Below are 1,164 nucleotides of genomic sequence, written 5' to 3' on the forward strand. Positions count from 1 at the left end.
TTACGGCGAGTACTTTTCCACTGAGCCGGGATACGAGTCGATAGCACTTATTGGCTTCAACCACCGAAACAGAACCCGGTGACGAGGAGGGGGCTGATAGTGGGGTAGCATTCACCTCCACCCCGCCCGACCAGCCGTTGCCAGCATGGGCATACACCCGAAAATAATAGAGTTGCCCCGCCGTCAGGTCAGTTACCACCACCGAGTTCGATGTACCCTGATAGAGTACCTTGCCTCCCCCCGACAAATCCGAGCCGTTGCCCGTAAAGCTGGGGTTGGCTGTGTAGGTAGGCTCAAGGGGAATGTCCGTAAGACCCAAACCAGCTCTACCCACTACCAGCACCTTGTCGAAGGGATGGGTGGGGTTCGTCCAGTTGAGCCGCACACTGCTGCTACTGAGCGTAGTTGCTGTTACGCCGGTAACTGTCAATTTAGGCGAGTTGCAATCCGGGTAAATCCTGACCGAATCCTGGCCCGAAAGATTATTTAAATCCGTCACCCTCACCGTAATCACGTAATAGTAGTCATCCCCGTCACAACCCACGGGCGATATATCGACAACCGGATTAGCTCCCGAAGTGGTCTTCACTAGTTGCTCACGGTTGTTGTGGCGCAGCTTTACCTGCCAGATCTGCGACTGGATGCTATTGCCGGTGACCGTAGCACCCAGGGTGTAGCTGGTGGACTTGTCCAGGGGGTATTTAGCATTACTGACCGGGTTGGTGATCTGGACCGTTGGGTTATTATTGTTGAGCCTGACAAAAAAGGTCTGGACCGGACTCCGCAGCCCTTTACTGTCGATGACCATCAACTGCACCGTATAGTTCAGAACCAGACCAACACCCTGGCTGCCGGGTTTAGCCGTGAACACCTTCACCGGGTTGGCTTCGGCAGAATAGCTACTTCCATCGCCAAAGTTCCATTCGTAAGTGATGGGATCACCTTCGGGGTCGTAGGATTTGTTGCCCGTAAAGGTCACGCTCAGGGGCGAAGTGCCCGTTAAGGAGGTAGATGTGGCCACAGCTACGGGCGCCTGATTGGTGGCGGTGGCCGAACAGCTACGCTCCTCAATGCTCCACTGCTGTTCCTGCCCCACTCCCAGAGCCATCTGACTGATCGGTGCCCCCTCGGCCGTGCTGGCAGCACGCACCGTGATGGCCTTGT

General features: G+C 55.8%; 1 protein-coding gene. It reads right to left on the reverse strand.

Annotated elements, in window-relative coordinates; genetic code table 11:
* Window positions 1–1,164, reverse strand: a 1,164-nt coding sequence (locus B156_RS29930; protein ID WP_040586377.1) for a PKD domain-containing protein, incomplete at both ends; no start/stop codon positions are given.

The organism is Spirosoma luteum DSM 19990, from assembly GCF_000374065.1.
GTDB classification, from domain to species: Bacteria; Bacteroidota; Bacteroidia; order Cytophagales; family Spirosomataceae; genus Spirosoma; species Spirosoma luteum.